Here is a 23,130-nt window from a genome sequence, read left to right as displayed (position 1 = left end):
CGATGCAATACGGAATGGTTATCGACACGCAGCGATGCTATGGGTGCAACGCGTGCGCGATCGCGTGCAAGCTCAACAACAACCTCCCGAACAACGTCTGGTGGAACACGGTGCTGACCGAAGGGGGAGCGACGCGCGACACCGCGTCGGGCGAATGGCCCGACAACGCCATGCGCTTCTTCCCGAAGGCGTGCCAGCATTGCCGCAAGCCGTTGTGCGTGGCGTCGTGCCCGACGGGAGCGAGCCAGAAGGGCGAGGACGGCATCGTGTTCATCGACCAGGAGCTCTGCATAGGGTGCGGCACGTGCCTGACGGCTTGTCCCTACGAGGTGCGCACCATCATGCAGGACGAACCGGAGTACTACCAGGAGGTGGCGCTCGGCCAGTGGGACGCGCCCGAGCACAAGGCCGGCAAGGCCGAGAAGTGCACCCTCTGCTCCAACCTCCTGGGACGCGGCAAGGAACCCGCGTGCGTGCGCGCATGCAGCATGCATGCCCGCGTCTTCGGCGACTTGGACGATCCCGACAGCGATGCGAGCAAGGCGCTGGCGAAGGGCCGCGACTGCGTGCGCCTTGGCGAGGAAAGCGGCGCGGAGCCTTCCGTCTACTACCTGCAGTAGCACGCCGCTTCGCAACGACCGAGTTCGGGCGCTTGGCGATTCGATCCAAGCGCCCGCTTTAAGGAGTGATCTATGATCGACGAAAAGAACGAGCCCTCGGCCGGCAGCGCGACCCTCTTCCAGATGCTCGCAAGAGGGCTCACCTGCCCCGATGCGGCCATGGTCGAGGCGATCGAAGACGGTTCCTTCGCGGCGGAGGTCGGCGAGCTGCTTGCCTGCATGCCGTTTTCGGAAAGCCTCGCCGAACGGGTCGAGCGATCGCTGGAAGACCTCTCGTGCACGATCGGCGACCCCGACTTCCTCGGCGGCTTGCGGCGCGAGTACACCCGCCTGTTCTCCGCTCCGCGCGGAGCGCTGGTGCCTCCATGGGAGACGCTCTTCCTGAACGCGGATGAGGACGCGCCCGAGTTCGGCTCCGTCCTCATCCGCTCGAAAGAGGCGGCCGATGCCCGAAACCGCTACGAGGCGGCGGGGGTCTCCCTGGCGCTGCAGGAATCGGCCGACCACATGCGCCTCGAGTGTGAGTTCGCCGGATACCTCTGCTCCCGGCTTGCCCAGGCGATGCAGCCGGAAAGCCGGCAGGTATGGGCCCGGCATCTCGACGGATTCGTCCATGCGCACTTGGACCGCTGGTTCGCGGCGTTTTTTGATACACTTGCAGCGAACGCGCGGCATCCTTTTTACCGGACGATAGCCGCGCTGGGGGAATCGGTAAAGCTTGATGCCTGCAGGTGCTAGCGCATCGAAAGGACGCACATGGCCAGGGGAGGAACGATGGGGAACCGGCTGAGGAGGCTTCGCATCGGCACGTTCTTCGTGTTCGTGCTCCTGAGCGTCGTGCTCGTCGCCCTCCTCTGCTACATCGCGTTCTCGTCCGAACAGCATTCCGAGCAGGCGGAGAGCCAGCTTCTGTCCCAGGCCCGGGCCTTCACCGAGGAGATGGACGCGGTTTGGCAGTTTTTCGACGTGAACCAGGACACCATCAATTACGACAGCGACGGAAACTACGATTTCAAGGGCCTCTATTGCTCGATCGTGGGCAAAGGCGTCGGGGCGATCTTCTCCGCGGGCAGCGATTACACGGTGAGGTACACCAACGTCGAGGTGAGGAACAAGTTCGATCGACCCGACGACTTCGAATCGGCCGCCTTGGCCCTTTTCCGCGACGGGTCGGGCGAGACCGAGTACTACTCGATGACCACGTACGAGGACAAGCCGGTGTTCCGGTACGTTTCCGCGATCCCCCTCAAGCAGAGCTGCCTGCAATGCCACGGAGAGCCGAAAGGGGAGATCGACGTGACCGGCTACCCCAAAGAGGGGCTCCAGGAAGGCGATCTCGCGGGCGCGATCAGCATCATCATCCCGGCGACGTCCTACATCGAGGACCAGGAGCAAACGCTGATCGTCACCATCTGCTTTTTCGCCATACTGATCGTGCTGATCGCCGTCACGCTGTTCGCCGTCATCCGCACCGTGATCACGAAGCCCCTCGCCAAGCTCGCCGTCGCCGCCACCGACATGAGCGACGGGAAGCTCGACGTGTCCCTCGATTCCACGCGCGCGCAGGGGGAACTCGGCGATCTGGTCGATCGCTTCACGACGATGGCGCGCCAGCTTGAGGAGGCGTACGCGGGCCTCGAGGAGAAGGTCGCCGACAAAACCGAGGAAATACGCCAGGCAAACGAGATACTGGAGCGGCAGCGCAAGCAGCTCGAGGTGAGCAACGACCTGCTCCAGCAGGCCAACAAGCAGCTCGTGATCGACAACCGGTACAAGGACGACTTCCTCGCCGTCATGAGCCATGAGCTGAGGACGCCGCTCACCGCCATCCTCACCTTCGTTTCGGTTCTCGAGCATTCCGGCATGGAATCGGCGAAGGAGCGAAACGCCCTCAAGGAGCTGAAGAGCAACACCGTCGCGCTGCTGAACATGATCAACGACACCCTCGAGATGGCGGCGATCCAGGCGGGCCACGGCAATCTCATTGTCGAAGAGGTCGATCTCGTGGACATCGTGAACTTCGTGGAGTCCTCCGTCTCGTCCATGGCGAACCTGAAGCGCATCGCGCTGCGAAGCGTCGTCGATCGAAACGTGCCCATCATCCGCGGCGACTGGGAGCGCCTCCGCCATGCGCTGGAGAACCTCCTCACCAACGCGATCAAGTTCACCGGTGAAGGGGGAAGCGTCGACATCGGCGTTTCGGTCGACGAAGGGAGCGATGCCGTGATCGTGCGGGTTCGCGATACCGGCATCGGCATACAGAGCGAGGATTTGGGACGCGTCTTCGACAAGTTCACGCAAATCGAGAATTCCACCACGCGAGGGTACAACGGAAGCGGTCTCGGGCTGTGCGTGGTCAAGGAGATCGTCGAGCTGCACGGCGGGAGCGTGTTCGTCGAAAGCGAGCCCGGCGTCGGCTCCGAATTCGGGTTCTCGTTGCCGACCACCGTCGGGCAACCAGGGGAAGGAGAGCGTCGATGAACGAATTGGTGCTGGTCGTCGACGACGAGAAATCGATCGTCAACGGGATAGCGAGCTTGCTCGAGGAAGAGGGGTACCGGTTCTGCTCGGCGAAGGACGGAGTCGAAGCCCTCGAGGTGTTCGGGGCGCAACATCCCCATATCGTCATACTCGACATCATGATGCCGCGCAAGAACGGATTCCAGACGTGCACGGAGATACGGGACATCGACAAGGACGTCCCTATCCTCATGCTGTCGGCGAAGGGCGATATCGTGGACAAGAGCGTCGGGTTCAAAGCGGGGGCCGACGATTACCTCACGAAGCCCTTCGCGAAAGAAGAGCTGATGCTTCGCATAGAGGCGCTTCTTCGCCGGAGCTGCCGAAGCGCGGACGCCCGCCCAAAGGGCGGGAAGGCGGTCGTCCGCATAGGGGATATCGAGATCCAGCTCAAGCGTCAACGGGTGACGCTTCGCGGCGAGGCGGTCGACCTCACGCCCAAGGAGTTCCTCATCCTCTCCATCATGGCGAACCGGATCGGCCAGGTGTTCACCACGCAGGAGATCATCGAGCAGGTGTGGGGCGAAGACTACGTCGGCGAGATAACCAGCGTCGCCGTGTTCGTTCGCAGGATCAGGGAGAAGATCGAGGACGACCCTTCGAAGCCGCGCTACCTCACGACGGTCTGGCGCGTGGGATACCGCCTCGACGATCCTGCCGGAGACGACGTCGACGCACCCGTGCGAGAAGGCGAGCGATGAGCGCGGCAGCGAAGGACGCCGATGCCGAAACCGCGCCGCTTGAGCTTGCGGAGGCCCGCGCGCGCTACGACGAAGCCTACGCCGAGTTCGTGCAGCGGCTCGAAGCGCGGGGGATTCGCTTCGCCCGTCGAAACGAGGGCGCTCGGGAGGCCGACGGCTTGCGGGAGAGCGTGGCCGCAAAGGGCGTGGAGCGATGGTATCGCGGCGCGAGCCTGAGAAGGGGGCGCGTGTCGCCCGCCTGCCGGGATTGCGTGACGGCTCGCCGCAGCAAAACGTTCGAGCTGACCGCTCGGTGCCACCGGCGGTGCTTCTTCTGCCTCAACTCCGAATCCGCAGGCGCACCCGAACCTGAGCGCCCTTGGCGCGAGGAGATGCAAGACGTGTTCGACCGGGGCGTTCGGTTGGAGCACATCGCCCTTTCGGGCGGTGAGCCGCTCTTGCTCAAAGAAGAGGCCTTCTCGTTTTTCGAGCGGGCGAAAACGTTGTTCCCGTCATCGTGGACGCGGCTGTACACCAGCGGGGACCTGCTTGCAGACGGGGATGTCGAACGCCTCCGCTCGTGCGGGCTGGACGAGATCCGCTTCAGCTTCAAGCAAGACGATCCGCCCGAGGCCCAGGCGCACCTGCTCGATCGCGTGGAGGAAGCGAAGAGGCTCCTCGCATTCGTCGCGGTCGAGATGCCCGTGTTCCCCGACAGTTTCGAGTACATGAGGGACCTCATGGTCGAACTCGATCGTCGAGGAGTCGATTCGATCAACCTCCTCGAGTTCTGCTTCCCCTTCACTGCTTGGGAGGCGTTCGAGAGGCGAGGGTACCTGATCGCCAACCCTCCGCTCGAGGTGCTCTACCCCTACGGCTACGCCGGGGGACTCCCCGTTGCGGGAAGCGAGCTGGAATGCTTGCGGCTCCTCGATTTCGCGTGCGAGGCGCGTCTCGGCATGGGAGTGCACTACTGCTCGCTCGCGAACAAGCATCGCGCCGAGATGTTCGCGGCCCACGCCCTTGAAGCTCAGAGAAAGGACGGGTACGTCCTCGACGCCGACGATTTCTTCTTGAAGGCCTGCAAGGTGTTCGGACGCGAGGCGGTCGAGGCGCAGCGGCTGCTCCGCGAGATGGGCGCGCGTTTCTCGGTTGACGAGAACGCCCGGTCCCTGCAATGCGAGCCCCGCCTCAAGGCGGTGCTGGACGGGGCGGGGCTCCATACCGCCCTGTCGTTCTGCGTCAAAGAGAACCGCTCGGGGCAAGAGGTTTTGCGCGAGGTGGCGCTGCGGTAGCGAGCCGGCATGCTCCGGCGAATGGAAAAGCTGTTGAAGCGTGAAACAAGGGCGGGGGATGGGGGAAACCTGCTAGAATGGTGGACTATCGGATCACGTTCGACCGGGCCTGAGCGCTGGGCCCGGTTTTTGCGTCGAGGGACGCGTATGGAAGGGAAGGATGCCTGTATGGGACGTAAGGATGAGGGCTGCGCAGCCGACCAGGTGAGCGACCGCATCTTCACCGTGCCGAACGTCATATCGTTCGTTCGGCTATGCCTCGTGCCCATCTTCCTCGTGCTGCTGTTCAACGGCTACAACATCGTCGCCACGCTCCTGTACGCGCTGGCCGCGGGCACCGACTGGATCGACGGGCAGATCGCGCGCCGTACGAACACCGTGTCGCGCCTGGGCCAGCTGCTCGACCCGGCGGTCGACCGTATCCTCATGATCGCGGGCGTGTGCGGGCTGTTCCTCGTGGGGCGCCTGCCGCTGTGGATCATCCTCGTCGTGCTCGTGCGCGACCTGCTGCTGCTCGTGGGCGGCGCGGTGCTGCTCAAGCGCTTCCACGTGCGCGTGGCCGTCATCTTCCCGGGCAAGGTGGCCACGACGTTCCTGTTCGTGGGCTTCGCCGGCCTGCTGCTGAACTGGCCGCTCGTCCCGGGGCTCGGCCTCGTCGACGCGGCGTGGCTGCCGGGCTTGAACGCGCTGCCCTGCTCGTGGGGCATCTGGTTCGTGTACGCCGGCCTCGCGCTGGCGCTGGCCACCACGGCGTACTACATCGCCGCTGCGCTGCGGAACGTGCGCGCCGCCCGGGCCGTGCAGGCGGAAAGCGTCCGGTAGCCCATGGCCGACCGGACGCCGAGACGAACGGGCGCGGATCGCACCGGACGCCCTGACTCCGCCCGTCGCGCGCCGTCGACGCAGCGCGACTCGTACGGTCGCGCCTCCCAGCGCGGCTCGGCCCCCGCACGGCGGTCGAGCGCGCCCGCGTCCGCGCGCCGCCCGAACGCGGGCAAGGCCGCGGCCCCGTCGCGCGCCTCCGCGCGGCGCCCGAGCGATTCCCGCTCCTACAACACCCCCGCCGTCTGGACGAAGGACGCCCCGCGTTCCGCGTCCGCGGGCGGGCGCGGCCCCGTGCTCCGCGTGCTCGGCGCCGTCGGGAGCGCGCTGCTGGCGCTTCTCGCGCTCGTCGGTACGGGGCTGGCGGCGCTGCTGCGCGCGCTCGCGCGCCTCGTGGCGCGCAGCCGCGTCGCACTCGCCGTCGTCGTGGTGGCGGCGGTGGTGCTCGTCGGCGGCCTCGTGGACTTCGGCGTGAACGCGGGCAAGGCCTATCCCGGCGTGCGGGTGGGCGAGATCGACGCCGCCGGCAAGACGGCCGACGAGCTGGCCGCCCTCATCGAGGAGATCTACGGGTCCCGCCTGGCCCAGGGCGGCGTGACCGTCTACGCGAACGACGAGGCCGCCTCGCGCATCGCCGACGAGCTGGCCGCGGCCCAGGACGCCGCGCTGGCCGAGCAGCTGGCGGTGGAGGAGGCCCGCGCGAACAAGCAGGCCTGGACGGCCGACGCCGCGTCGCTCGAGGCGCGCGTGCCCGCCGACGAGCTGGCCGCCGAGGCGCTCGCGGTGGGCCGCGAGGACGGCGGCGTCCTCGCGCGCCTCGGCGCGCTCGTCTCGGGCCGCGAGCTCGAGCCGCGCGCCGCCTACGCGGACGCCGCCGTCGAGGAGCTCGCCTCCGACATCGACGCCGCCATCGGCGACCCGCGCGTCGACTACGGCATCGCCGTGGAGGACGGCACGGCGGCGGTCACCGCGGGCCACGACGGCTCCATGGTGAACCGCGACGCGCTCAAGCGGACGCTCGACGGCATCTTCCTCGGGCAGGAGGACGGCCGCGGGTCGTTCGTCGCCCAGACGGAGTACGCGCCCCTGCGCGTGGACGAAGCGGCCGCCCAGGCCGCGTGCGACGCCGTGAACGCCGCCATCGCCGACGGCGCCCGCTTCACCTTCGACGGCGCCGCCTGGAGCGCCTCGGCCGCCGACATCGGCGCCTGGGTGGGCACGCGCGTCGAGGGCTCCTCGCTCGTGGCGTTCGTGGACGCGGCGGAGGCTAAGCCGGCGCTGCTGGCGCACGTGGCCGAGGTGAGCAAAGGCGACAAGCTGCGCGCGACCTTCGAGGTCGACGGCGACCAGGTGAGCGTGCGCACCGAGGGCACGGGCACCATCCCGCTCGTGGCCGAGGCCGTCTCGCAGCTCGACGCGGCGCTGTTCGGCGAGGGCGGCAAGGCGCGCGCGGGGACGGGCGCGGGCGAGCCGGTCGACGTGGGCATCGGGTCGGGCCCGGCGCCCGAGACGATGTCGTTCGACGAGGCGATGGACCTCGGCGTGATCGGCACGATCGCCTCCTACACCACCGAGTACACCACCGGGCCCGGCACCGAGGCGCGCAACCACAACATCGCCCTCGTGTCGCAGTTCCTCAGCAACTCCGTGGTGGAGCCGGGCGGCAGCTGGTCGTTCAACGGGACGGCGGGGGACTGCAGCACCGAGGAGCGCGGCTTCCAGGGCGCCGGCGCCATCGTGGACGGCGAGTACGACGACGCCATCGGCGGCGGCATCTGCCAGGTGGCCACCACCATGTTCAACGCCGTGTACGACGCGGGATTCCCCGTGCTCACGCGGCACAACCATTCGCTGTACATCGCCAGCTATCCCACGGGGCGCGACGCGGCGGTCAGCTGGCCCGATTTGGACCTCGTATGGGAAAACGATTCCGCCAGCGATGTTTTGGTGCGTCTTTCTTGTGTGGACGGGTCCGTAACCGCTACACTGTACGGAGTCGATCCCGGATACCTCGTGTCCACGACGACCGGCGATTGGGGCGAGGGCGAGAAGTACGCGACCAGGACGAAGGTCGACGAGACGCTCGCGCCGAACACGAGCTACGTCAAGACGCGCGGCACCGACGGGCGCACCATCACGGTCATCCGCACGGTGAAGGACGCCGACGGCGCCGTTTTGCACGAGGACGCGTTCGGCTCCGTGTACGATCCGGTGACGGAGGTCGTCGTCGAAGGGCCGAAATCCGTGAACGAAGACAAGGGCGACGCTGCGACGGAGGGCTCTTCATCCAACGTCACGAGCAATTGAGAGGTGATCTTCAAGGTGTACTACCAGCCAGACATCGAGACCATGCCCGCAGAGCAGCTGCGCGACCTGCAGCTCGCGCGCATGAAGAAAACCGTGAGCCACGCCTACGACAACGTGGCGTTCTACCAGCAGTCGTTCAAGGACGCCGGCGCTGAGCCAGGCGACCTCAAGACCCTCGAGGACCTCGCGAAGTTCCCGTTCGTCGTCAAGCAGGACATGCGCGACGCCTACCCGTTCGGGCTGTTCGCCGTGCCGCAGAAGGACGTCGCGCGCATCCACGCGTCCTCCGGCACGACGGGCCAGGCCACCGTGGTGGGCCACACCGCGAACGACCTCAAGAACTGGGGCGACTGCTTCGCGCGCGGCATCTACATGGTGAACGGCAACGCCGACTCCACCATCCAGGTGTCCTACGGCTACGGCCTGTTCACGGGCGGCCTGGGCGCGCACGCCGGCGGCGAGGCCGTGGGCTGCTCGGTGATCCCCACCTCCTCGGGCAACACGAAGCGCCAGATCCAGATGATGAAGGACCTGGGCACCGACATCCTCGCGTGCACGCCGTCCTACGCGCTGCTCATCGCCGACACGGCCATCGAGATGGGCTACGACCCGGCTGCCGAGTTCAAGATCTCGGCCGGCATCTTCGGCGCCGAGCCCGCCTCCGAGAGCATGCGCGACGACATCCGCAAGAAGCTCGGCATCCAGTACTGCGACGTGTACGGCCTGTCCGAGGTCATGGGGCCGGGCGTCGCCATGGAGTGCGCCGAGTCGAGGGGCCTGCACGTGGCCGAGGACCACTTCTACGCCGAGATCGTCGATCCCGACACGCTGCAGCCCGTGCCCGACGGCACCTACGGCGAGCTCGTGTTCACCACGCTCACCCGCGAGTGCTGCCCGCTCGTGCGCTACCGCACCCGCGACGTCACGCGCATCATCCCCGAGGCGTGCGGCTGCGGGCGCACCCACCGCAAGATCGACCGCATCGTGGGCCGCACCGACGACATGCTCATCCTGCGCGGCGTGAACGTGTTCCCGTCCCAGATCGAGCAGGTCATCGTCAGCTTCCCCGAGATCGCGGCGCAGTACCAGATCATCCTCACCTCGAAGGGCCCGCTCGACCACGTCGAGCTCGACGTGGAAACCGTTCCCGAGTTCCCGTTCGACGAGATCCGCAAGCTCGAGGACCTCAAGCGCCGCCTGGCGTCCGAGCTCAAGAGCAACCTGCAGATCGCCGTGGACATCAAGATCGTGGAGCCGAAGACCATCGAGCGCAGCGAGGGCAAGGCGAAGCGCATCATCGACCTGAGAGAAGGGAAGAAGGCATGATTTCGCAGCTGACCGTTTTCCTCGAGAACGAGAAGGGCCGCCTCGCGGCCGCCTGCCGCGCCGTTTCCGATGCCGGCATCAACATGCACGCGCTCAACCTGGCCGACACCGCGGATTTCGGCGTGGCGCGCATGCTGACCGACACGCCCGAGGCCGCGGCCGAGGCGCTGCGCGGCCAGGGCTACCGCGCCACCGTCACGCCGGTGCTCGGCGTGCGCGTGCCCAACGTGCCGGGCGGCCTGGCCTCGCTCCTCGAGTTCATGGACGAGCAGGACGCGAACATCGAGTACGGGTACTGCTTCTCGGTGAACGCGGACACGGCCGTCGACGTGCTCAAGGTGGACGCCACGGACGACCTGGAGCAGAAGCTGACCGAAGCCGGTTTCGAGCCGGTCCGACCGGAGGATATCTACCGCATTGACTAACATCTTCAAGCATCTCGCATCCGTCGAGCATGCGCGCCTTTTGGCGTGCATGCTCGCGTGCGCGCTCGCGTTCTCGGGCGCGGCGCTGCCGACGCTCGCCTTCGCCGACGTGCGCAAGGCCGACGTCGTCTACGGCCAGACCGTCGACGCGCGCGGCCTGGCCGTGGCGCAGTGCCCGAACATCGACGCCGAGTACGCCATCGTGATGGGCGCCGACGGCACCGTGTACTTCGAGCGCAACGCCCAGAGCCCCACGCAGATCGCATCCATCACGAAGATCATGACCGGCGTGGTGGCCCTCGACGCCGTGGCCAGCGGCCTCGTGTCGCTCGATTCGCCCATCACCGTGTCCGCGGCGGCCGCCGCCGTGGGCGAGTCGTCGGCGGGCCTGCAGGAGGGCGACGTCATGGACCTCGACGCGGCGCTCAAGGCGCTGCTCGTGCCCTCGGGCAACGACGCCGCCGTGGCCATCGCCGAGACCATCGGGGCCCTCATGGAGCCGGGCGCGGCCGACCCCGAGGCCGTGTTCGTGGACGCCATGAACGCCAAGGCCCAGGAGCTGGGCTGCACCGATACGGTGTACGAGAACCCCCACGGCCTCGACTTCGACGCCTACGAGGGCAACCTGCACAGCACGGCCGCCGACGTGGCCAAGGTGGTGCAGTACGCCATGACCAACGACACGTTCCGCGCCGCCGTGGGCGGCGGCAGCACCACCATCCAGGTGACGCGCGCCGACGGCACGAAAGCCGACATCTACCTCGAGACCACCGACGGCTTCTTCGACATCTACGAGTACGCCGTCGGCGTGAAGACCGGCGTCACGCTGCTGGCGGGCCCGTCGTTCGCAGGCGCCGCCAACAAGGACGGCCGCGAGCTGTACGCCATCGTCATCAACTCGTCCTCCGAGGCCCAGCGCTTCCAGGACGCCGAGAACCTGTGCGAGTGGGTGTACGAGCACGAGATATCCTACCAGCTGGCGAACAGCCCCGAAACCACCACGATGAACGGCACCGAGGTGCCGGTGGTGGCCGAGGTGGCGCACGCCGGGTGGATCGACGCCACGGTGAAGGCGACGCTGCGCGATCCCGCCGCAGCCGTCACCATCTTCGACCTGAACGGCAACGTGAGCCAGTCGCTCGAGTTCGACGAGCTGACGGGCAACGTGAAGGAAGGCGACAAGGTGGGCACGATCACCTTCAAGCAGCGCAACGCCGTCATCGCCACGATGGACCTCGTGGCATGCGAGGACCTGGACGCGCCCGACTTCTTCGAGGGAGTCGGCGTGTGGTGGGACCGCCTGTTCCGCAGCTTCTCGGGCGGCCAGCAGGTGGCGCAGTCCGTCACCCTGAACGAGACGCCGCTCGTCATCGACAAAACCGCGTCCGCCGCCTAGCGCCGGAACGAAGAGAGGATACGCCATGAGCATGTGCCCCGTATGCAACAACCCCATCGATTCGCAGGCCGCGGCCTGCCCGCACTGCGGGTTCAAGCTGCTCGGGTCGACGCAGCGCTTCGAGCCCGTGTCGTTCGGCGACGACGCGCTGCCCGTCGCGGCCGCGCCCCAGGCGGCCGCCGCCCTCCACGTGGTGCGCGGCCCGCAGACCGGCGTCGCCTACCAGCTGGGCGACCAGGCGCTCACCATCGGCCGCAGCCCCCAGTGCGACGTGTTCCTCAACGACATGACCGTGTCGCGCGAGCACGCTGCGGTGGAGCCCTCCGACGGCGGCTACGTCATCCGCGACGCCAACTCGTTCAACGGCGTGTGGGTGAACAACGACAGCGTGGAGACGCGCCGCCTCGCCTCGGGCGACGTCATCCAGATCGGCGCCTTCTGCCTCGTCTACAAGGAGGAGTAGCCGCCGCGAGCCCGCATCGCGCGGCGTTCGGCATCCGACGTTCTACGACGGGCGGCCTGAGGGCCGCCCGTCGCGTTATCAGGGCTCGACGATCTTCAGGCGCCCGTCCTGCGCGGGCGAGATCGTGCCGGCGCCGCGCACCGCCTCCTCGAGGACGTCCTCGATGCTCCTGCCGGTCTCCTCGCACGACGAGACGGCCTCGTCCGGCACCGTCTCGTCCATGACGGCGACGGTGTACGCCCGCTCGGGATCCACGGCGCCGCCGTCGGCCAGCTCGATGGAGCGGATGCGCTGCCCCGGCTCGGCGGCGGGCGCGTACTCCATGCGCAGGCCCGAGAAGTAGTAGAACCACCCGCCCTGGTCGCTGTCCACCGTGATGGAGCGCTCGAGCGTCTCCAGCAGGTCGGCGCCCGTCATGGAAACCACCCAGAGCGTGCCCGTCTCGCCGTGCTTGAGGTCGGGGAGCACGCGCCCGACGTCCGTCTCGGTGATCGCGCCCTCGTAGAAGCGGGCGCTGATCCCCTTGCCGTTGTAGCGCCCGTCCTTGCCGTTGTCGAGGAAGAGCGCCACGTCGCTGCCGGCCGCCTCCCGCAGCGCGTCCGCCACGAACCCGCCGGTGTCCGTCAGCGAGAAGTCCTGCGCCGCCCGCCCGATGGCCGCGGGCTCCTCCGCGACCGGGGGAGCGGCGTTCTGCTCGTCCACCATGCGCGCGACGTCCTCGGCGTCCAGATCGCCCCGCACCATGCCCGCCAGCCCCTCGCGCAGGGCGCCCTGCGCGTTCTCGAGCGTGGGGAAGGTGCCGTAGCGGCTGTGCTGCAGCGCGGGCTGCAGGGCCTCGATCTCGGGCGTGTCGGGCGCGCCCATCCCGACGAGGCTCGAGTACATGGCCCCGGTGTCGGCCATGAGCGCCTCCTGGCCCTCGGGGGTGCTGATGTAGTCCATCAGCTTCATGACGAGGTCGTACTTCTCGGCGTTCCCCTCCTCGGCGAGGTGCTTGGAGAGGCCGATGTAGCACACCATGTACAGGCGCGCCCAGTCCCCGCCGTCGCCGGGGTTGAAGAAGGGCATGAGCGCGAACTCGTCCGAGCTGCCCCACAGGGTGGAGCCGAGGTGGGCCATCAGGGCCGAATCCTCGATCATGGCGCATTCGCGGCCGAAGAACATCGTCTCGCGGTCGGCGTAGGTGACGTCGAGGTCCCCCGGCTTGAGGATGCCTTCGTCGACGAGGTCCTGGAACGTGTCGAGCGCCGGGCCGAAATGGTCGCCGAAGCTGCCCTCGCCGTCGTCGTAGGAGCCGATCCACAGCTTGTCCAGCGGCTTGCTGTAGCAGTCGGCGAAGCCGAACCCGGTGAAGGCGGTGTCGAGCACCTCGGCGTTGCCGAGCCCCAGCTGCAGCGAGCGCATGCCGCTCGCCTCGATGGTGCGGCACAGGGCCTTGAACTCGTCGTAGCTCGTCGGGACCTCCCAGCCGCGCTCTTCGAACAGGGTCTTGTTGTACACGAGGCCGCGCACCTGCGCGGGGCCCGGCAGGTAGTACAGCTTGCCGTCGCGGGAGAGGTCGTCCAGCATGGAGAGGTTGTAGCGGTCCGTGAACCCCATGCCCGCCAGATCGAGCAGCTCGTCCTCCCAGTACTGCTCGCCGATCTCGTAGGGCCAGGTCATGACCATGTCGGGAATGTCGTCGTGCGCGAGGCGCGCCTCGTACTCGGCCGTGCCCATGTCGCGGGTGTAGTTGCCCACCTGCACGATGTCGATATCGGGGAACCGCTCCTCCACGGCCCGCTCGAAGCCGTCGATGGTGAAGGCGTACTTCACGAGCACCGACACCCGCTGCCGCCCGTCCTCCGTCGCCTTCTGGGTCAGCACGTCCTCCTGCGCCCGCTCGCCGTCCGCCGCGCACGACGCCAGCGGCAGCGCGAGCGCGCCCGCCAGCGCGGCGGACAGGAGGCAGCGCAGCCCGCGGCCCGCGCGCCCGCTCATGGCCGCACCTCCTTCCCGAACGCCAGGCGCTCGAAGTCGGCGACGGGCATCGGCTTGGCGAACACGTAGCCCTGCACGTAGTCGCAGCCGAACCGCTCGAGCATGTCCACCTGCTCCGGATGCTCCACGCCCTCGGCGACCGTCTCCATGGACAGCGACTTCGCCAAGCCGACGATGCTCTCCACGACCGACGCCATGCGCCGCCCGTCGCCGCCCTCCTCGTCCCGGAAGAATATTTTGTCGAGCTTCATGGTGTCAACGGGAAGCGCCTGGATCATGTTAAGCGAGGAGTAGCCGCTGCCGAAATCGTCCACCGAGCAGCAGAACCCGGCCGCGTGGATCGCGTCGATGATGCTGACGAAGCGCTGGGAGTCCTCCATGACGACGCTCTCGGTCAGCTCGATCTCCACCAGCCCGCGCGGTATGCCGTAGCGCTCGGCGCGGACGCAGTAGGCATCGAGGAAGTTCGGGTTGTGCAGGTGCACGCGCGAGCAGTTCACCGACACCTTCAGGGGCTCGAGCCCCGCGTCGATCCACGCGCGCAGGCGGCGGCAGACGACCTCGAATACCCAGAGGTCCAGCTGCACGATGAAGCCGTTCCTCTCGAACAGCGGGATGAACTCGTCGGGGTAGATCATACCCTCCGGCGCGTTCGCCCACCTCGTGAGTGCCTCGGCGCCGCCGACCGCGCGCTCGGGCAGGCGGTACTTCGGCTGCAGGTACACCTCGAACTCGCCGGATTCAAGCGCGGCTTCCATCCGATCCTCCAGCTCCTTGTCGCGCAGGAGCCGGCGCCTCACCTCGTCGTCGTAGATGGCGTAGCGCACCCGCCCGTTGATCGCGTTGCGGTTCTCGCGCAGGGCGAGCTTCGCCCGGTCGATCATCGTGGAGAACGGCAGGCCCGCATCGTCGATGACGAACACGCCGAACTCGACCACGGGCAGCATCCAGACCGGGTGCTCCACGGCGGCGAACGCCTCGGCGGAGGCGTACCACGTGGCGATGCGCTCGCGCAGCGCGTCCTCGCCCCCGTAGTCGACGAGGAGGACGAAGTTGTCGGCCGACTGCCGCCCGATGGCCTCGCCGGAGCGCAGGTCCTTCGAGATGACGCTATGGAGCATGCGCAGCATGTCGTCGCACTCCGCTTCGCCGTACTGCTCGTTGAGCACCTTGAACTTCTCGATGTTGGAGAACAGGAGCGCCTGGCGGGGCGCCGACGGCGAGGAGAGGGACGCGTTCGCCAGCTCGAAGAACCGCTCGACGGTGCTGCCGCCCGTGACGTCGTCGACGTAGGCGATGTGCTCGAGGCGGCGCTTGTTGCGCGACGTGGTGAACAGCACGAAGGCGATGAGCCCGGCCGACGCCAGCGTGACGAGGCCGCACAGCATGATCGTCGTTTCCAGCAGCATGTCCGAGCGGGCGTTCACGGCGCTCGAGGGCACGAACGTGAGCAGGTACCAGCTCTGCGGGTCCACCGGCGTGTACACGGCGTAGTACCGCGTGCCGTTCGCGGAGAAGGCCACCTGGCCGGCCCGGTCGTCCTGCATGGCGCTCTTCATGGCGTCGATGCTGCCGCCCTCTTCGATGGTCGCGTCGGAGATGGTCGTGAGCACGTTGTAGCCCGTGTCGATGCCCGCCGAGTTGGACGGCCGCACCACCACGGTGCCGTCCTTGTCGATGATGCACGAGGACGCCTCGCCGTCGAACGAGTCCATGGCGAGCGTCTGGTCGAAGGAGGCGGGGTCGAAGCTCGCGGCGACGGCGGCCATGCGCTCGCCCGCGAGGAGGAGCCCGTCGAGCGGCACCGACAGCAGGATGCGCTCGTTGCCGTCGACCATCTGCGTGTTCGAGACGCTGGCCCGCCGCTCGACGATGGCGGTGGTGAACGTGTCGTCGTTGTTGAGCGCGATGGGGTCGCCGGAGGAGTTGTAGGCCTTGCCGTCCTCGTTGATGAAGATCAGGTCCTCGAAGCTCCAGTACCGCCTTTGGCTCGCCGCTATGGCCGCCACGCTGTCGTAGGTGCCCGTGTCGGACTTCTCGACCAGGGCCGCGACGGTGTAGAGGTTCGCGTAGTTGTCGGAGATGATGCGGTCGACGTTGTCGCCGACGCGCTGCGCGATCTCGTGCAGGTAGCCGCTGCTCTCGTCGCGGATCGTGTTCTGCAGCTGATGGTAGTACTGGAAGCACGCGATGCCTATGATCACGCACGCCGCCGCGAACGCCGCAAGGGCAAGTCCGAACGAGTTCGCCGCTATGGAGGTACGCCTACGCTCGTTTCGCATCCGATTCCTTTGAACCGTATCAGGACGACGCCTGCCCTTGGAAACACCTGCGTTCATAATAGTACAAAAGCACCGGTTTACCTATCGTCGGTTTCATCAACCTCCGTTCGGGCCCGGCGCGCCGACGGGGACGCGGGATGCACCCGTTCGACCCGGTTTCGATCGTTTGACCGGGGCGGGCGGCGCGCGTTGCCGTATAATCCCAACGTGGGTCATTACACGGAAGGGTTCGCTCATGGAATTGATGTCAGGCAACGAGGCAATAGCCCAGGGGGCATGGGAGGCGGGCGCGCGTATCGGCGTGGCCTATCCCGGCACGCCGTCGACGGAGACGCTCGAGGCGTTCGCGAAGAAGGACGGCGTGTACGCCGAATGGTGCGTCAACGAGAAGGTGGCCGTGGAGGTGGGCATCGGGGCGTCGGCCGCCGGCGCGCGCGTGCTGACCACGATGAAGCACGTCGGCGTGAACGTGGCCGCCGACCCGCTGTTCACCGCCGCGTACGCGGGCGTCGGGGGAGGCCTCGTGGTGCTCGCCGCCGACGACCCGAGCATGTACTCGTCGCAGAACGAGCAGGACTCCCACTGGTACGCCCGCGCGGCGCACATCCCCATGCTCGATCCCGCCGATTCGGCCGAGGCGCTGCGCTTCACGCGCGAGGCGTACGAGCTGTCCGAGCGCTTCGACGTGCCGGTGTTCATCCGCTCCACGGTGCGCGTGTCGCACACGAAGACGCCGGTCGAGCCGGGCGCGCGCGCCGAGACGGCCCTCAAGCCCTACGAGAGCGACCCCGCGAAGTGGGTCATGATGCCCGCGTTCGCCAAGCCGCGCCGCAAGGTGCAGCTCGAGCGCATCGACGCACTGCGCGCCTGGGCCGAGGAGTGCCCGTACAACGAGGTGCTGCGCCGCGGGAGCGCGGCGGGCGTGGTGTGCTCCGGCGCCGTCTACCAGCACGTGCGCGAGGCGCTGCCCGAGGCGTCCGTGTTCAAGCTGGGCCTCACCTGGCCGCTGCCCGAGCGCGCGCTGCGCGACTTCGCCGACGGCGTGGAGGCGCTCTACGTGGTGGAGGAGGCCTCCGAGTACCTCGCCGAGAGCGTGCGCGCGCTGGGCATCGAGGTATCGGCGTTCGCCCGGCCGCTGCCGCGCGACGGCGAGCTGACGCCCGGCCTCATCCGCACCGCGTTCGGCTACGACGAGCCCGCGCACGAGCCGCTGCCCGCCGGCCTTCCCGGCCGCCCGCCGGCGCTGTGCGCCGGGTGCCCGCACCGCCTCGTGTTCAAGGAGCTGTCGCGCATGAAGGCCGTCGTCACGGGCGACATCGGCTGCTACACGCTCGGCGCGCTGCCGCCGCTGTCGGCCATGGACACCACCATCGACATGGGCGCCTCGGTGTCGATGTCGCACGGCTTCGAGCTGGCCTGGGCCGGCACCGACCACCGTCCCGTCGTGGGCGTCATCGGCGACTCGACGTTCGCGCACTCGGGCCTGTCGGCGCTGATCTCCACCGTGTACAACCAGGGCGGCGGCACCATCTGCGTGCTCGACAACCGCACGACGGCCATGACGGGCCGCCAGGGCAACCCCTTCAACGGCGAGACGCTGCAGAAGCGCCCCTCGCGCGAGCTCGACCTCGAGGGCGTCGTGCGCGCCATCGGCGTCGAAGACGTGCGCACCATCGATCCGAACGACGCGAAAGCCGTGCGCCGCGCGCTCAAGGAGGCCGTGGCCACGGACGAGCTGTCCGTGCTTGTGTTCCGCAGCCCGTGCGTGCTCATCGACCGGCATCGGGAGCCCGCGTACGCGGTGGGCGAGGCCTGCACGGCCTGCGGCGTATGCTCGACGCTGGGCTGCCCGGCCATCGCGAAGGACCCGGCGAACGGCCACGCGCTCATCGACGCCGCCCAGTGCATCGGGTGCGGCCAGTGCGCGCAGTACTGCGCCTACCAGGCCATCGCGCAACCCGAACCCGCTATCTCGGCAAACGAAGGGAGCCTGGCATGATGACCTCGAACGATACCGTCACCGTCCTTTTGTGCGGCGTGGGCGGCCAGGGCACCATCCTGGCGGCCGACCTCCTGGCGCACGCGGCGCTCGAGTCGGGCTACGACGCGAAGGTGTCCGAGATCCACGGCATGTCGCAGCGCGGCGGCGCGGTGACCACCGTCGTGCGCTTCGGGCGCGAGGGCGTGCTGTCCATGGTGTCCGACGAGGGCTGCGCCGACTGCGTCGTCTCGTTCGAGACGACCGAGGCGCTGCGCAACCTCCCCAACGTGCGCGAGGGGGGCTACCTCCTCGTGGCCGACGAGTCCATCCAGCCGCTGCCCGTGCTCATCGGGCGCGCGTCCATGCCCGAGCATGCGCACGAGACGCTCGCCGCGGCGGGCGCCACGCTCATCCCGGCGAGCGACATCGCCGTGGGCGTGGGCGCGCCGAAGTCGGTGAACGTGGTGCTGCTGGGCGCGCTTGCCACGCGCCTCGACTTCACGGAGGAGGCGTGGGAGCGGGTCGTCGCGCGCCGCGTGCCGCCCAAGACCGTCGACGCCAACCTGGCCGCGTTCCGTGCGGGCCTCGCGTTCGCGCGCGCCGCCGCCGACGGGGAAGGGGAGTAGGGCATGAGCGTGCAGCAGATCAGCGTGTTCTTGGAAAGCCGCCCCGGGCATTTGCGCCGCGTGCTCGACGCGTTCGAGGAGGCGCACGTCAGCGTGCGCGGCTACAGCGCCTCGGACACGGGCGACTACGGCATCGTGCGCTTCATCGTGGACGCGCCCGACAAGGCGCTCGCCGTGCTGCGGGACATGGGCGCGGCGGCCACGCAGAGCGACGTGCTGTGCGTGCGCCTCGACGACGAGCCGGGCGAGCTCGCCCGCGTCATGGGCGTCATGGCCGACTGCGGCATCAACGTGACGTACAGCTACTCGCTCATCTCCACCTACATCGCGCTGTCCGTGAAGGACCTCGCGCGCGCCGAGGAGCTGCTGGCGGGCGAGCCCGTCGAGCTCATCGGGCAGGACGACCTCGCGCGCCCCTTCGCGGCAGAGGGCCGGTGAGCGCCGTGGCCGACATGACCGTGAAGGGGGCGGCGCTGGCCGCCGCCGCGGCGGGCGACTTCTCCGACCTGCCCATCCACAACCCCGCCATCGAGTGCGCCTCGCGCGAGCGCATCCGCGCCGTGCAGCTGGAGAAGCTCATCGCGCAGGTGGCCTGGACCTACGAGCGCGTGGGGTGGTACCGCGCGCGCATGGACGAGCTGGGCGTGGCCCCGGCCGACATCAAGACGCTCGACGACGTGCGCAAGCTGCCGTTCACGGACAAGTCCGTGCTGCGCGACACCTTCCCGTACGGCCTGTTCGCCGTGCCGCTCGACGAGGTGGTGGAGCTGCACGCCTCCTCGGGCACCACGGGCAAGCCCATCGTGGTGGGCTACAACGACAGCGACATGTCCATGTGGGCCGACTGCATCATGCGCCTCGTGCAGATGGCCGGCGTCGTGCCGGGCGACCGCGCGCAGATGGCCTTCGGCTACGGCATGTTCACGGGCGGCTTCGGCCTGCACTACGGGCTGCAGAAGCTCGGCTGCATGATGATCCCCGCCGGCTCGGGCAACACCGAGCGCCACATCGCCATGATCGAGGACTACGGCACCACCGTGCTCGTGGCCACGCCGTCCTACGCGCTGCACGTGTGCGAGGTGGGCGAGCGCATGGGCTACGACTGGGCGAAGTCGTCGCTGCGCGTGGGGCTGTTCGGCGGCGAGCCGTGCCCCCCGGGCCTCAAGGCCGAGATCGAGAGCCGCATGCACATCGTGTGCACCGACAACTACGGCCTGACCGAGGTCATGGGCCCGGGCGTGTCGGGGGAGTGCCTCGCCTCGCGCGACATGCAGCACCTGGCCGAGGACCACTTCCTGTGGGAGGTCGTCGACCCCGAGACGGGCGAGCCGGTGCCCGACGGGGAGATGGGCGAGCTCGTGCTCACGCCGCTCGGCAAGCAGGCCATCCCCGTGCTGCGCTACCGCACGCACGACCTGACCCGCGTGGTCGTCGAGCCCTGCGCCTGCGGGCGCACCACGGCGCGCATGCAGAAGGTGCGCGCACGCTCCGACGACATGCTCATCATCCGCGGCACGAACGTGTTCCCCTCCCAGGTGGAAGACGTGCTGGCCGGCATCGACGGCGTCACGCCGCACTACCGCATCGTCGTGGAGAACGTCGGCGGCCTCGACCGCATGACCGTGCACGTGGAGCTCAAGCCCGAGGCGTTCTCCGACTCGTTCGAGGACATGGAGAACCTGCGCCGCTCCATCGAGGAGAAGCTCAAGGGCGTGCTGCTCGTGGGCGTGAAGGCGAAGCTCGTCGAGCCCGGCGGCATCGAGCGCACCACCGGCAAAGCCAAGCACGTGGAAGACCTGAGGAAGTAGAGGGCCCCGCATGACCGCCGCCTCCCCATCCGTCCCCGTCGTCGGGCGGTTCGCCCCGTCGCCGACGGGGCGGATGCATGCGGGCAACGTGTTCGCGGCGCTTGTCGCATGGCTCGTGGCGAAGTCGCAGGGCGGACGCGTCGTGCTGCGCATCGAGGACCTCGACGCCGAGCGCTCGAAGCCCGTCCACATCGACGCGGTGCAGCGCGACTTCGAGGCGCTCGGGCTGACGTGGGACGAGGGACCGTACTTCCAGCACGACCGCACGGAGGCCTACCGCGCCGCTTATCACGAGCTTCGCGCCCGCGGCCTCGTGTACCCCTGCTTCTGCACGCGCGCCGACCTGCACGCGGCCTCGGCGCCGCACCGCGGCGAGAAGCCGGTGTACCCGGGCACGTGCCGCGGCCTGAGCGCCGCCGAGCGCGCCGCCCGCGCGCAGCAGCGCACGCCCGCGCAGCGCCTGGCGGTGCCCGACGAGCGCATCGCCTTCGTCGACCAGGTGCAGGGGCCCTACGAGCAGGATCTCGCGCGCGACTGCGGCGACTTCCTCGTGCGGCGCTCGGACGGCGCCTTCGCCTACCAGCTGGCCGTCGTCGTGGACGACGCGGCCCAGGGCGTCACCTCGGTGGTGCGCGGCGTGGACCTGCTGTGCTCGACGCCGCAGCAGCTCTACCTGCAGCAGCTCCTCGGCCTGCCGCATCCCGCCTACGCCCACGTCCCGCTGCTCGTCGCCGAGCGCGACCGGCGGCTGTCGAAGCGCGACCGCGACGCCGCGCTCGACGAGCTGCTCGCGCGCTTCAAGACGCCCGCGGCCGTCATCGGCCACATCGCCGGCATCGTCGGGCTCGCGCCCACATGCGACCCCGCCACGCCCGAGGAGCTGCTGGCGACGTTCGACCTCGCCGCGCTGCCGACGACCTTCGACGACCTCGTGCAGGTGCGCTGGAGGTAAGCCTACCAGGGAGCGATAAGGGAGCTTCCGATCTCGACGGCCAGAACCGCCAGCATCGCAAGGACCAGGAAGACGACCTTGCGCGTATCGAGCGCGTATTCCCCGACAAGCTCCGCGCCGTTTTCAACCGCCTTGCGGTCGCGCCGCGAGCCTGCGCCGGTCCAGGAGCATCCGGCTGCGATCGCAAGCGGAAGCGCGATGCCCGATACCGATTCGAGGTTCGCGGGAAAGCCGCTCGCCGCGCTGAAGGCCGAGATGCCGAGGATGCCGGCGCACGCGACCGCCCACACCAGGCCGACGAGAGCGGAGCGCCTCCCTCGACGCCTTTGCAGCAAACTCGCAGGACGGCCTTCGTAGGAATTGAAGGTGAAGTCCGAAAAGCCCAGCCACTTCCCGCGCCATTGCTTCCACGAGGCAGCCAGAAACAACACGATCACGGGGATGAAGACGACGCATCCGACGATCAGCTTCACGCGCGCGTCCACGACGCCCTCCCTTCGACCGGCCTTTCCTGCAGTATACCCCCGCAACGCCGGGCAGGGGAAGGGCGAACGGGGCGGGGGGCCACCTGCTGCGATGGGCGCAAAAGGGCCGCCATGACAATTTTGGGCGGCGTTTGGGTCGCCTGCGCCAGGTTTTCGGAAGGGCGTCCGACATATGCCCAGGTCGCGAGATGCTCTGACCCGCTGCGTCCCGAGTGCGCCAAGGGCAACATTGTCATGGGTGCCCTTTTGCGCCCACCCGGGTTCGCGCTCCCCGTCGAACCGCCGCGTTCGCCGGCCGAATCGCCGCTTTCCCGGCCGAAATCCCCTCGTTCACGCAAAATGCGTGAGGCTTTCCGCCTCGTTTCCCGCCCTTTTCATCCAGAGTGCGGATAGTTTTGCCGCCCCGCGCTGCCTACAGTGAAGCCATCGGAGGAATGCAGCGAAGGGGGAGGTGCATGACTGCCATGCAAGACGAAACCGGAATCGACGAAGGCGCCGTCGAAGAGCGGCTGGCCGCGCTCGAGGACACGGTGTGCCGCCATCCGCTCAACCGCGAGGTGCTCTACCGCATGCTCGCGTACTGCGCCGAAGAGCGCACGCTGGCCGACCTCGAACGGGAGGTCGCTTCCTGGCCCGCCTTCAAAACCGCCACCCAGAACCAGTACCGCCTGGCCGAGCACCTCGTGCGCGCCCGCGGCTTGGAGAGGGTCGAGCGCGACGCGCACGGCGCGATCGTGACGTCGCAGGATAAAGAAGGCCTCGACGAGGACGCGGCCGACGACCTGGTGGCCGTCACGTCCTATCGCGCCACCGAGACGGGCCGGCGCTTCGTCGAGCGGCATCGGCCGCGCGCCCGGCTCGTTGAGCTGCTGCACCTGGCCCCCGAGCGCACCGGCGCGTACGTCGAGCTGCTCGAATTCGCGCGCGCCCAACCGCGCTCCTACGGCGACATCGCCGAGCTGCTGCGCGGGCGCCCCGTGCTGGAGACCGTCGTCGACGGCGCGCGGCGCACGATGCAGCCGAGCGTGTTCGTGGACAAGCTGGAGCGCTCGGGCGCCCTGGTCTGGAACGACGGATGGTGCTTGACGGAGGAAGGGGAGGCGTTTTTGCAGGATCTGAAGGCAAGCGAGTAGAAGCGTTACCAGGAGGAGAAAGGGAGAGA

Annotated in this window: 20 protein-coding genes; 17 read left to right on the top strand and 3 right to left on the bottom strand. The window is 68.4% G+C overall.

Going from position 1 to position 23,130, the window contains the following annotated elements; genetic code table 11:
• Positions 1–2 precede the first annotated feature (2 nt).
• The 11 genes from H8S61_RS01935 (at position 3) to H8S61_RS01885 (ending at position 11,854) form a co-directional block, all read left to right on the top strand.
• Positions 3–620: a 4Fe-4S dicluster domain-containing protein gene (locus tag H8S61_RS01935; RefSeq protein WP_186937767.1), complete on the top strand. Its 618-nt coding sequence runs from the start codon at positions 3–5 to the stop codon at positions 618–620.
• Between the two features lie 72 nt (positions 621–692).
• Complete coding sequence (locus tag H8S61_RS01930) at positions 693–1,358, top strand: TorD/DmsD family molecular chaperone (protein ID WP_186937766.1); 666 nt, start codon at positions 693–695, stop codon at positions 1,356–1,358.
• 18 nt (positions 1,359–1,376) lie between these two features.
• Positions 1,377–3,101 (top strand): ATP-binding protein, encoded by a 1,725-nt coding sequence (locus H8S61_RS01925; RefSeq protein WP_186937765.1) that lies wholly within the window; start codon positions 1,377–1,379, stop codon positions 3,099–3,101.
• The gene (locus tag H8S61_RS01920; RefSeq protein WP_186937764.1) at positions 3,098–3,841 is read left to right on the top strand and encodes a response regulator transcription factor; all 744 of its coding nucleotides are present in this window, start codon (positions 3,098–3,100) and stop codon (positions 3,839–3,841) included. The genes H8S61_RS01925 and H8S61_RS01920 overlap by 4 nt, the downstream gene beginning before the upstream one ends.
• Positions 3,838–5,115 (top strand): radical SAM protein, encoded by a 1,278-nt coding sequence (locus tag H8S61_RS01915; RefSeq protein WP_186937763.1) that lies wholly within the window; start codon positions 3,838–3,840, stop codon positions 5,113–5,115. The genes H8S61_RS01920 and H8S61_RS01915 overlap by 4 nt, the downstream gene beginning before the upstream one ends.
• A gap of 168 nt (positions 5,116–5,283) precedes the next feature.
• A complete protein-coding gene (locus H8S61_RS01910) occupies positions 5,284–5,937 on the top strand; it encodes a CDP-alcohol phosphatidyltransferase family protein (protein WP_186937762.1) in 654 nt (217 codons plus the stop codon).
• Positions 5,938–5,940: 3 nt separating this feature from the next.
• Positions 5,941–8,244: a VanW family protein gene (locus tag H8S61_RS01905; protein WP_186937761.1), complete on the top strand. Its 2,304-nt coding sequence runs from the start codon at positions 5,941–5,943 to the stop codon at positions 8,242–8,244.
• A gap of 15 nt (positions 8,245–8,259) precedes the next feature.
• Entirely contained in the window at positions 8,260–9,570 is a 1,311-nt protein-coding gene (locus tag H8S61_RS01900) for a phenylacetate--CoA ligase family protein (protein ID WP_186938137.1), read from the top strand.
• Positions 9,567–9,995 carry an ACT domain-containing protein gene (locus tag H8S61_RS01895; protein ID WP_154331954.1) on the top strand — a complete coding sequence of 143 codons (429 nt, stop codon included), beginning with the start codon at positions 9,567–9,569 and terminating at the stop codon, positions 9,993–9,995. Before H8S61_RS01900 ends, H8S61_RS01895 begins: the two co-directional genes overlap by 4 nt.
• Positions 9,988–11,391, top strand: coding sequence for a D-alanyl-D-alanine carboxypeptidase family protein (locus tag H8S61_RS01890; RefSeq protein ID WP_186937760.1), 1,404 nt, complete (start codon positions 9,988–9,990; stop codon positions 11,389–11,391). The genes H8S61_RS01895 and H8S61_RS01890 overlap by 8 nt, the downstream gene beginning before the upstream one ends.
• 25 nt (positions 11,392–11,416) lie before the next feature.
• Positions 11,417–11,854, top strand: a complete 438-nt coding sequence (locus H8S61_RS01885) for an FHA domain-containing protein (RefSeq protein WP_154331952.1) — start codon at positions 11,417–11,419, stop codon at positions 11,852–11,854.
• Positions 11,855–11,932: 78 nt separating this feature from the next.
• On the opposite strand, the gene H8S61_RS01880 is transcribed toward H8S61_RS01885, so the two are convergent.
• A complete protein-coding gene (locus tag H8S61_RS01880; protein ID WP_186937759.1) occupies positions 11,933–13,834 on the bottom strand; it encodes an extracellular solute-binding protein in 1,902 nt (633 codons plus the stop codon).
• On the bottom strand, positions 13,831–16,116 hold the full coding sequence (locus H8S61_RS01875; RefSeq protein ID WP_186937758.1) for a bifunctional diguanylate cyclase/phosphodiesterase: 2,286 nt from the start codon (positions 16,114–16,116) through the stop codon (positions 13,831–13,833). The genes H8S61_RS01880 and H8S61_RS01875 overlap by 4 nt, the downstream gene beginning before the upstream one ends.
• Before the next feature lie 235 nt (positions 16,117–16,351).
• Here H8S61_RS01875 and H8S61_RS01870 point away from each other — a divergent pair, with 235 nt between their 5' ends.
• Genes H8S61_RS01870 through gluQRS form a run of 5 tightly spaced genes read left to right on the top strand, consistent with a single transcriptional unit; the run spans position 16,352 to position 21,483 of the window.
• Positions 16,352–18,115: a thiamine pyrophosphate-dependent enzyme gene (locus tag H8S61_RS01870; protein ID WP_186937757.1), complete on the top strand. Its 1,764-nt coding sequence runs from the start codon at positions 16,352–16,354 to the stop codon at positions 18,113–18,115.
• On the top strand, positions 18,112–18,723 hold the full coding sequence (locus H8S61_RS01865; RefSeq protein WP_160941515.1) for an indolepyruvate oxidoreductase subunit beta: 612 nt from the start codon (positions 18,112–18,114) through the stop codon (positions 18,721–18,723). The genes H8S61_RS01870 and H8S61_RS01865 overlap by 4 nt, the downstream gene beginning before the upstream one ends.
• A gap of 3 nt (positions 18,724–18,726) precedes the next feature.
• On the top strand, positions 18,727–19,161 hold the full coding sequence (locus H8S61_RS01860) for an ACT domain-containing protein (RefSeq protein WP_186937756.1): 435 nt from the start codon (positions 18,727–18,729) through the stop codon (positions 19,159–19,161).
• A 14-nt stretch (positions 19,162–19,175) separates the two neighbouring features.
• Positions 19,176–20,531 (top strand): phenylacetate--CoA ligase family protein, encoded by a 1,356-nt coding sequence (locus H8S61_RS01855; protein WP_222617569.1) that lies wholly within the window; start codon positions 19,176–19,178, stop codon positions 20,529–20,531.
• Positions 20,532–20,541: 10 nt separating this feature from the next.
• The gene (gluQRS, locus tag H8S61_RS01850) at positions 20,542–21,483 is read left to right on the top strand and encodes a tRNA glutamyl-Q(34) synthetase GluQRS (protein WP_186937754.1); all 942 of its coding nucleotides are present in this window, start codon (positions 20,542–20,544) and stop codon (positions 21,481–21,483) included.
• Between the two features lie 2 nt (positions 21,484–21,485).
• Here gluQRS and H8S61_RS01845 read toward each other — a convergent pair whose 3' ends face one another.
• The gene (locus H8S61_RS01845) at positions 21,486–21,968 is read right to left on the bottom strand and encodes a hypothetical protein (protein ID WP_186937753.1); all 483 of its coding nucleotides are present in this window, start codon (positions 21,966–21,968) and stop codon (positions 21,486–21,488) included.
• A 455-nt stretch (positions 21,969–22,423) separates the two neighbouring features.
• Between H8S61_RS01845 and H8S61_RS01840 the strand changes: the two genes are divergently transcribed.
• A complete protein-coding gene (locus H8S61_RS01840; protein ID WP_186937752.1) occupies positions 22,424–23,101 on the top strand; it encodes a hypothetical protein in 678 nt (225 codons plus the stop codon).
• Positions 23,102–23,130: the final 29 nt, after the last annotated feature.

Source organism: Eggerthella hominis, assembly GCF_014287365.1.
GTDB classification, from domain to species: domain Bacteria; phylum Actinomycetota; class Coriobacteriia; order Coriobacteriales; family Eggerthellaceae; genus Eggerthella; species Eggerthella guodeyinii.
This window is presented reverse-complemented; position numbering and strand designations above follow the sequence as displayed.